Origin of the sequence: Streptomyces sp. NPDC002265 (assembly GCF_040296125.1) — a bacterium.
Lineage (GTDB): Bacteria > Actinomycetota > Actinomycetes > Streptomycetales > Streptomycetaceae > Streptomyces.
The window spans coordinates 1-9192 of sequence record NZ_JBEOWS010000369.1; the positions used below are offsets into that span (position 1 = coordinate 1).

The window sequence follows — 9192 nt, forward strand, 5'->3', positions numbered from 1 at the left end:
GACGCTCGGCACCGAGAAGGGATCGGTCCAGCCCTCGCCGCCCGGACGCAGCGCGTCCAGGCGGACGGCCGCGGCGGCCTCGTAGACCTCGTCGGGCACCTCGGTGGGGACCAGGTCCGCCGCCACCCGCTCGACCAGGCCGGTGTCCAGCTCGCCCGCGACGACGGCCGGATGGGCCAGCAGCCGGCGCAGGAACCCCGCGTTGGTCGGCACGCCCAGCGTGACCGTGTCCGCGAGGGCCGCGCGCAGCCGGCGCAGCGCGGTCGCGCGGTCGGGCCCGTAGGCGATGACCTTGGACAGCATCGGGTCGTAGAGGCTGCCGACCTCGGTGCCCTCGCTGAGCCCGGAGTCGGTGCGCACCCCGTCGCCCTGGGGTTCGGCCAGCCGCAGCACGGTGCCGCCGGAGGGGAGGAACCCGCGCGCGGGGTCCTCGGCGCAGATACGGGCCTCGACGGCGTGGCCGGTCAGCCGGATGCCGTCCTGGGTGAACGGCAGCGGCTCGCCCGCGGCCACCCGCAGCTGCCACTCCACCAGGTCGATGCCGGTGATCAGCTCGGTGACCGGGTGCTCCACCTGGAGGCGGGTGTTCATCTCCATGAAGTAGTACGAGGACGGGTCGCCGCCGGGGACGATGAACTCCACCGTGCCCGCGCCCCGGTAGCCGCAGGAGCGGGCGGCCTGGACGGCGGCCTCGCCCATCGCGGCGCGGGTCGCCTCGTCCAGGAGCACGCTCGGCGCCTCCTCGACGATCTTCTGGTGCCGGCGCTGGAGCGAGCACTCGCGCTCGCCCAGGTGCACCACGTTGCCGTGGGCGTCGGCCAGGACCTGGATCTCGATGTGCCGGGGCCGGTCGATCCAGCGCTCGACCAGGAGCGTGTCGTCGCCGAAGGAGGTGCGGGCCTCGCGGCGGGCGGCGGCGATCTCGTCGGCCAGCGCCGAGGTCTCGCGCACCAGCCGCATGCCCTTGCCGCCGCCGCCCGCAGACGGCTTCAGCAGCACCGGCATGCCGATCTCCCGGGCGGCCTCGGCCAGCTCGGCGTCGGTGAGCCCGCTGCCGCTGGATCCGGGTACGACCGGGACGCCGGCCGCCCGCACCGTCTCCTTGGCGCGGATCTTGTCGCCCATGAGGGAGATCGCGTCCGCCGGCGGTCCGATGAAGGCCAGGCCCGCCTCGGCGCACGCGCGGGCGAACCCGGCGTTCTCCGCGAGGAACCCGTACCCGGGGTGGACCGCCTGGGCCCCCGAGCGGGCCGCCGCCTCCAGCAGCCGCTCCACCGACAGATAGCTCTCGGCCGCGGACGGCGGGCCGATCCGTACCGCCGTGTCGGCCTCGCGCACGTGCCGGGCGTCCGCGTCGGCGTCGGAGAAGACGGCCACCGAGCGCACCCCGAGCGCGCGCAGCGTCCGGATGACGCGTACCGCGATCTCGCCCCGGTTGGCCACAAGGACTGTGTCGAACATGGTCTGTGGTCCCCTCACATCCGGAAGACGCCGAAGGCGGGCTCGGCCAGCGGCGCGCCCGCGCACGCCGTCAGGGCCAGGCCCAGCACCTGCCGGGTCTCCATCGGGTCGATCACGCCGTCGTCCCAGAGCCGGGCCGTGGCGTAGTAGGCGTTGCCCTGACGCTCGTACTGGGCGCGGATCGGGTCCTTGAAGGACTCCTCGTCCTCCAGCGGCCAGGACTCCCCGCGGGCCTCCAGCTGGTCCCGCTTGACGGTCGCGAGGACGGAGGCGGCCTGCTCGCCGCCCATCACGGAGATCTTGGCGTTGGGCCACATCCACAGGAAGCGCGGCGAGTACGCCCGTCCGCACATGGAGTAGTTGCCCGCGCCGTACGACCCGCCGACCACCACCGTCAGCTTCGGCACCCGGGTGCACGCCACCGCGGTCACCATCTTGGCGCCGTGCTTGGCGATGCCGCCCGCCTCGTAGGCCTTGCCCACCATGAAGCCGGAGATGTTCTGGAGGAACACCAGCGGGATCCCGCGCTGGTCGCACAGCTCGATGAAGTGGGCGCCCTTCTGGGCGGACTCGGAGAACAGGATGCCGTTGTTGGCGACGATCCCGACCGGGTGGCCGTGGATCCGGGCGAAGCCGGTGACCAGGGTCTGGCCGAACTCGGACTTGAACTCGGCGAACCGCGACCCGTCGACCACGCGCGCGATGACCTCGCGGACGTCGTAGGGGGTGCGGGAGTCGACCGGCACGGCGCCGTACAGCCCGGCGGGGTCCACCTTCGGCTCGACCGGGGTGGTGACCTCCCAGGGCAGCGGGCCGCGCGCGGGCAGGGTGGCGGCGATGTTCCGCACGATCCGCAGCGCGTGGGCGTCGTCCTCGGCGAGGTGGTCGGTCACGCCCGACACCCGCGAGTGGACCTCGCCGCCGCCGAGCTCCTCGGCGGTGACGACCTCTCCGGTGGCCGCCTTCACCAGCGGCGGGCCGCCCAGGAAGATCGTGCCCTGGTCGCGCACGATCACGGCCTCGTCGCTCATCGCGGGCACGTACGCCCCGCCGGCCGTGCACGAGCCGAGCACGGCGGCGATCTGCGGGATCCCGGCGCCGGACATCCGGGCCTGGTTGAAGAAGATCCGCCCGAAGTGCTCGCGGTCGGGGAAGACGTCGTCCTGCATGGGCAGGAAGGCGCCCCCGGAGTCCACGAGGTAGATGCACGGCAGACGGTTCTCCAGCGCCACCTCCTGCGCGCGCAGGTGCTTCTTCACCGTCATCGGGTAGTAGGTGCCGCCCTTGACGGTGGCGTCGTTGGCGACGACCACGCACAGCCGGCCGCTGACCCGCCCGATCCCGGCGATCACGCCGGCGGCCGGGGCCTGTCCCTCGTACATCCCGTCGGCGGCCAGCGGGGCCAGCTCCAGGAACGGCGAGCCGGGGTCCAGGAGGGCGTCCACCCGGTCCCTCGGCAGCAGCTTCCCGCGTGCGGTGTGCCTGGCCCGCGCCTTCTCACCGCCCCCCAGCCGGGCCTCGGCCAGTTTCGCGCGCAGCTCTTCCACGAGGGCGCGGTGCGCGTCCTCGTTGGCCCGCCAGGCCTCCGACGCGGGATCGGCCGCGCTCGTCAGCTCCGGTGCCTCTTGCATCCTGCGGTCCCCTCACCCAGCGATCGACTGTTAATGAGCGTTAACCATTTCCTTCAGGTTAACGACCGCTAACCCCGCTGTCTAGAATTGCTTCCATGGCCACCAGAACCGACGCCCCCACCCGGCGCGAGCAGATCCTCAAGGAGGCCGCGCGGCTGTTCGCCGAGCGCGGCTTCCACGGTGTCGGAGTCGACGAGATAGGTGCCGCGGTCGGCATCAGCGGTCCCGGGCTCTACCGCCACTTCCCGGGCAAGGACGCGATGCTCGCGGAGCTGCTGGTGGGGATCAGCGGCCAGCTGCTGACCGGCGCCCGCCGGCGCCTGGAGGAGGCGGACGGCGGGTCCGCCGAGGCCGTCCTCGACTCGCTCATCGAGGGGCACATCGACTTCGCGCTCGACGACCGCCCGCTCATCACCCTGCACGACCGCGAGCTGGACCGGCTGCGCGACAGCGACCGCAAGCTGGTGCGCCAGCTCCAGCGGCAGTACGTCGAGCTCTGGGTCGGGCTGGTCCGCGAGGTCTATCCGGCGCTGGCCGAGCCGGCTGCCCGCTCGGCGGTGCACTCGGTCTTCGGCCTGCTGAACTCCACCCCCCACCTCGGCCGCCCGGGGTCCCTGCCGGGGCGCGCGGTGACGGCGCGGCTGCTGCACCGGATGGCGCGCGGCGCGCTGGGGGCGGCGGCGGGGCCCGAGGAGGCGGAGCACCCCGCGCGGGCGTGACGAGCGTTACGGCCGATCCCCTCGACTCCTGTCGCTACCGGCCGGTACGGTTGATCTGAGCAAGCGCTTAGACAGCCGACGACGGCAAAGACCTGGAGGTGGCGGCGTGCGCCGTACGGTGTTCAACGAGGATCACGAGGCGTTCCGGGAGACCCTGCGCGCCTTCATCGAGGCCGAGGTCGTCCCGGTGTACGACGAGTGGTTCGCGGCCGGCCAGGCGCCCCGCGACTTCTACCACAAGCTCGGCGAGCTGGGCGTCTTCGGCATCCGCGTGGACGAGGAGTACGGCGGCGCCGGCATCGACTCGTACAAGTTCGAGGCCGTCGTGTACGAGGAGACCGCCCGCGCGGGCATCACCTTCGGCGGCTCCGGCGTGCACGTGCTGCTCGGCCTGCCCTACATCAAGCTGCTCGCCACCGACGAGCAGAAGAAGCGCTACCTCCCGAAGTTCGCCACCGGCGAGGAGATGTGGGCCATCGCGATGACCGAGCCGGGCACCGGCTCCGACCTCGCGGGCATGAAGACCACCGCCAAGCTCTCCGAGGACGGCACGCACTACGTCCTCAACGGCGCCAAGACCTTCATCACCGGCGGTGTGCACGCCGACCGCATGATCGTCTGTGCCCGTACCTCCGCGCCCACCGCCGAGGACCGCCGGCACGGCATCTCCCTGTTCGTGGTGGACACCAAGGCCGAGGGCTACTCCATCGGCCGCAAGCTGGACAAGCTGGGCCTGAAGACCTCCGACACCGCCGAGCTGGCGTTCGTCGACGTCAAGGTCCCCGTCGAGGACCTCCTCGGCGAGGAGAACAAGGGCTTCTACTACCTCGGCCACAACCTCGCCTCCGAGCGCTGGGGCATCGCCTTCGGCGCCTACGCGCAGGCCAAGGCCGCCGTCCGGTTCGCCAAGGACTACGTCAAGGAGCGGACCGTCTTCGGCCAGACCGTGGCGTCCTTCCAGAACACCAAGTTCGAACTGGCCGCCTGCCAGGCCGAGGTGGACGCGGCCGAGGCCGTCGTCGACCGCGCCACGGAGGCCCTCGACGCCGGTGAGCTGACCCCCGCCGAGGCCGCCAGCGCCAAGCTGTTCGCCACCGAGGTCGCGCACCGCGTCATCGACCGCTGCCTCCAGCTGCACGGCGGCTACGGCTTCATGAACGAGTACCCGATCGCCCGCCTGTACGCCGACAACCGCGTCAACCGCATCTACGGCGGCACCAGCGAGATCATGAAGTCGATCATCGCCAAGGACATGGGTCTGTAGGACCCGCGCACATACCCGCGCAATCTTCCCGCCGGTAGAAATGGCTGCATGAGTCAGGCACTTCAGTCCCTCCTCGATCTGCTCGACCTCGAGCAGATCGAGGAGAACATCTTCCGCGGCCAGTCCCGGTCCGCCGTCGTCCCGCGCGTCTTCGGCGGGCAGGTCGCGGCCCAGGCGCTGGTCGCCGCCGGGCGGACGGTCCCCCCGGACCGCCTCGCCCACTCCCTGCACGCGTACTTCCTGCGGATGGGCGACCCGGGCGCGCCCATCGTCTACAACGTCGACCGCATCCGCGACGGCGCCTCGTTCACCACCCGCCGGGTCGTCGCCGTCCAGCACGGCAAGCCGATCTTCGGCCTGTCGGCGTCCTTCCAGACGTACGAGGACGGACTCGACCACCAGGCCCCGATGCCTCCCGCGCCCGACCCCGCCACGCTGCCCACCTCCCAGGAGCGGCTGCGCGGCTACGACCACCTCGACGCCGAGGTGGTGGAGCGGTTCCTGGAGGCGCGCGAGGCGATCGACCTGCGCTACGTGGACGAACCGCCCTACGGGAAGTTCGGCGAGCCGCGCGAGCCGCACTCCCAGGTGTGGTTCCGCACCAACGGCAAGCTCGACGACGACCCCATGCTGCACGTCGTCCTCGCCACCTACGTCTCCGACATGACGCTCCTCGACTCCGTCCTGCTCGCGCACGGCCGCGGCGGCTGGGCGGTGGGTGACGTCGTCGGGGCCTCCCTCGACCACGCCATGTGGTTCCACCGCCCCTTCCGCGCCGACGAATGGCTCCTGTACGACCAGGAGTCGCCGTCCGCGTACGGCGGCCGCGGCCTCGGCCAGGCCCGGATCTACACCCAGGACGGCCGGCTGGCCATCTCGGTGATCCAGGAAGGCGTGGTCCGCGTCCCTCGGCAACACTGAGGGGCATGACCGAGGGGAAAGCAGCACCGGCGCACGACGACGGCGCCGAGAGCGTCTTCACGGTGATCGTCGCCGCGCTCGCCAATCTCGGGGTCGCGCTCGCCAAGGCGGTCGCCGGCGTGATCAGCGGCTCCAGCGCGATGCTCTCCGAGGCGGCGCACTCGGTGGCCGACACGGTCACCGAGGTGCTGCTGCTGACCGCCCTCAAACGCAGCGGGAAACCGGCCGACGAGGACCATCCCCTCGGCTACGGCGCCGAGCGCTACATCTGGGCGATGCTGGCCGCCGTCGCCACCTTCGTCGGCGGCGCCGTCTTCTCGTTCTACGACGGCATCCACACCCTGGTCGCCGGCGAGAACCTCGGCGACCCGCTCGTCTCCTACGTCGTCCTCGGCGTCGCCTTCCTGCTGGAGGGCTTCTCCCTGCGCACCGGCGTGCGGCAGGCCCGCGGCGAGGCGGACCGCTCCGGGATCCCCTTCAGGCGCTATCTGCGCCGGACCCCCGACACCGCCGTGAAGGCGGTCGTCCTGGAGGACTCCGCCGCGCTCGTCGGCCTCGTGCTCGCGGCCGGCGGGCTGCTCGGCGGGCAGCTCACGGGCTCCGGCGTCTGGGACGGCGTCGCGTCCGTCCTCATCGGCCTGCTCCTGCTGTGCGTCGCCTGGATCCTGGGCCGCTCCAACGCCGAACTCCTCATCGGCCGGCCGCTGCCCGAGCCCGTGCGCCTGCGCATCCGCGAGGAGCTGCTGGAGATCGAACACATCGAGGCCGTACTGGAACTGACGACCCTGGTGCAGGGGCCGCGGGAGGCCCTGGTCGCCGCCAAGGTCGACTTCCGGGACGCGTCGAGCGCGGCCCAGATCGAGCGGGCCTGCGAGCGGGCCGAGCAGCGGCTGCGGGCGGCCTTCCCGGTGGTGAGCCGGGTGTATCTGGACCCGACGCCCGGCCCCGGGCGACGGGTCGTCGCCCGAGGTGACGAGTCGCGGGTGCAGGACTAGGCTCGTTTATTGAACGCCGCAGGACACGGCACGACCGGCCGAGGCGGTTTTCCGGCAGGACGGCCCGCGTCCGCGGCGACGCGCGCGTGAAACCCGTACCGGACGAGCCCCTTACGACCCGAAGGCGTCGGCGGCCGCGTGCGTACCTCTCCTGAATACGCGGTGATCCCGAGACCGCGCCGCAGTGCTTCGCCCCTGTGGCCGCGGCCATCAGCCTCGCGTGTTCCTCCCGGGACCGCGAGAAACGATGGAACGAGGTTTTCCATGCAAGCCCAACGTGTGAGGCGTCTGTTCGCGACGTCCGCCGCCGGTCTGCTTCTGGCCGGTGGTGCCGCGATCGGTGCGGCGGGTACCGCCTCGGCGGCCACCCCGAGCCACGCTCCCGGCCAGGCCTCCAGCCAGGCTCCCAGCCACAACCGCTACTGCTACGACTACGCCCGCTACGGCCGCTGGTGGAACAACGGCAACTGCGACTACAGCTTCGGCTACAGCGGCTGGAACAACTGGAACAACTGGAACGGCTGGAACAACTGGAACAACTGGAACAACTGGAACGGCTACGGGAACTGGGGCAACTGGAACGGCTACAACAACTGGGGCAACGGTTACGGAGGCTGGTGAAGCTACGGCTGAGCGCACCGGTGCGATCCGGTGAACGCGCGATGCGCGGCCCCGTTCCCCGGGACCGCGCATCGCGGCCTCGCACGGACGTCGCACGGCCTTCCGCGGGGCCGGCGGCCCGCACCGGACCACCCCGCCCCCGGCTCAGGCCAGTCCGGCCTCCGCCAGCAGGTACGCCGTCATCGGGTCGTAGTAGCGCGGGCTGAGGACATGGTCGTCCAGCGGCACCGCCACCTGGAGGGTGCCCTCCGCCTCGGCGAGGAAGAGCGCCGGGTCGTTGCAGTCGGCGTAGCCGACGGAGTCGATGCCGTGCTGCCCCGCGTAGCCCGCCCAGCCGTGGTCGGCGACCACCAGATCGGGCAGCGGACGCTCCTCGCGCTCCAGCGCGGTGAGGATCGCGCGCATCGGCTCCCCGGAGTGGGTGTGCCACAGCGTGGCGCCGTGCTCCAGCACCGCCACGTCCGCGAACTGCATGATGTAGCCCTCGTCGGTCTGCAACAGGTCCGGGACGACGACGATCTCGCAGCCCGCGGCCCGCAGCGCGGCGGCCGTGGCCCGGTGCACGTCGAGCAGACCGCCCGGATGACCGGTGGCGAGCAGCACCCGCTGCCGCCCCTCGGCCGCCTTGCGCAGCCGGCCCGCCAGCCGCTCCAGGGCGGCGACGGTCAGCTCGGGATCGATGGTGTCCTGGCCGTACCGGTACGCGTCGTCGTCGTTGACGCCCACCCGCTCCGCCATCACCGCGAGCACGTCCTGCTCGTCGCTCCAGCGGTCGCCGAGCTCCAGCCCGAGCCAGTAGTTGCGGTCGCCGTTGGCCAGCTTGCGGTAGTGGGAGAGGTTGTTCTCGCGGGGGGTGGCGACGTCGCCCGCGATGCGCGTCCGTACGAGGTGGTCGACGAGTTCGGCGCGGCTGGGTGTCCCGGGTATCGGCATGGTCCCCATTGTGAGGCAGCGGGCCGGGTGCGCACCTGACGTCCCGCACGCTGGGACACGCGTCACTCACCAGGGCCCCTGCCGGTCCGTCACGGCCCGTGCGTCATCGCTGTTTCAGCGCGAACCACAGCTCCATCCGTACGTCCGGGTCGTCCAGATCCGCGTCCAGCAGCGCCGCGCACCGGGCGATCCGCTGCCGCACGGTGTTGCGGTGCACCGCGAGGGCCACCGCCGTACGGTCCCAACTGCCGTGCAGGGACAGCCAGGTGCGCAGGGTCTCGGTGAGGGCGGGGGTGCCGGCGACCGGCGCCAGCAGGGCGCGGGCGTGGGCGGCCGCCTCGTCGTGCGGGACCAGCTCCGCGAGCCCGGGGCGGTCGCCGTGGCGCACCAGCGGGACGCGGGTGGCCCGCGCGCGGGCCAGGGCACGGGCCGCCTGGACGTCGGCGGCCGGCCAGTCGCGCGCGGCGGCGGGCGCGCTCACGCCCAGCGTCCAGCCGGGCTGCCCGGCCGGTTCCCGGTCCTCGGGCACCAGGACCCGCACCAGGCCGTCGGCGAGATCGACCAGCGCGGAACCGCGCAGGCCGGCGGCGAGGCCCAGAAGCTGCGGTAGTAGGCCTTGCGGTAGTAGTAGCAGGTCAGCCGGAAGC

At 72.3% G+C, this 9192-nt stretch carries 8 protein-coding genes and 2 pseudogenes; 5 read left to right on the forward strand and 5 right to left on the reverse strand.

Features of this window, described 5'->3' with window-relative positions:
- Both ABT085_RS39225 and ABT085_RS39230 read right to left on the reverse strand, forming a co-directional pair.
- The coding region (locus tag ABT085_RS39225) for an acetyl-CoA carboxylase biotin carboxylase subunit (protein ID WP_351619589.1) at positions 1-1461 on the reverse strand (1461 nt) is incomplete at its 3' end.
- A gap of 14 nt (positions 1462-1475) precedes the next feature.
- Positions 1476-3092 carry a carboxyl transferase domain-containing protein gene (locus tag ABT085_RS39230; RefSeq protein WP_351619592.1) on the reverse strand — a complete coding sequence of 539 codons (1617 nt, stop codon included), beginning with the start codon at positions 3090-3092 and terminating at the stop codon, positions 1476-1478.
- A 95-nt stretch (positions 3093-3187) separates the two neighbouring features.
- Between ABT085_RS39230 and ABT085_RS39235 the strand changes: the two genes are divergently transcribed.
- The 5 genes from ABT085_RS39235 (at position 3188) to ABT085_RS39255 (ending at position 7612) form a co-directional block, all read left to right on the forward strand.
- Positions 3188-3811, forward strand: a complete 624-nt coding sequence (locus tag ABT085_RS39235) for an SACE_7040 family transcriptional regulator (RefSeq protein WP_351619595.1) — start codon at positions 3188-3190, stop codon at positions 3809-3811.
- A 106-nt stretch (positions 3812-3917) separates the two neighbouring features.
- Positions 3918-5075 (forward strand): acyl-CoA dehydrogenase family protein, encoded by a 1158-nt coding sequence (locus tag ABT085_RS39240; RefSeq protein WP_351619598.1) that lies wholly within the window; start codon positions 3918-3920, stop codon positions 5073-5075.
- A gap of 48 nt (positions 5076-5123) precedes the next feature.
- The gene (tesB, locus tag ABT085_RS39245) at positions 5124-5996 is read left to right on the forward strand and encodes an acyl-CoA thioesterase II (protein ID WP_351619601.1); all 873 of its coding nucleotides are present in this window, start codon (positions 5124-5126) and stop codon (positions 5994-5996) included.
- A gap of 5 nt (positions 5997-6001) precedes the next feature.
- Positions 6002-6991, forward strand: coding sequence for a cation diffusion facilitator family transporter (locus ABT085_RS39250; RefSeq protein WP_351619603.1), 990 nt, complete (start codon positions 6002-6004; stop codon positions 6989-6991).
- A gap of 264 nt (positions 6992-7255) precedes the next feature.
- On the forward strand, positions 7256-7612 hold the full coding sequence (locus ABT085_RS39255) for a hypothetical protein (protein WP_351619605.1): 357 nt from the start codon (positions 7256-7258) through the stop codon (positions 7610-7612).
- 144 nt (positions 7613-7756) lie between these two features.
- Here the strand turns inward: ABT085_RS39255 and ABT085_RS39260 are convergent, their stop codons facing one another.
- From ABT085_RS39260 to sdhC, 3 genes and pseudogenes are all read right to left on the reverse strand, one after another.
- Positions 7757-8545 (reverse strand): phosphatase, encoded by a 789-nt coding sequence (locus ABT085_RS39260; protein WP_351619608.1) that lies wholly within the window; start codon positions 8543-8545, stop codon positions 7757-7759.
- A gap of 103 nt (positions 8546-8648) precedes the next feature.
- Positions 8649-9119 (reverse strand): annotated as a pseudogene (locus ABT085_RS39265) (helix-turn-helix domain-containing protein); the annotation flags it as partial.
- A pseudogene (sdhC, locus tag ABT085_RS46875) lies at positions 9116-9192 on the reverse strand (succinate dehydrogenase subunit SdhC); the annotation flags it as partial. The pseudogenes sdhC and ABT085_RS39265, both read right to left, overlap by 4 nt.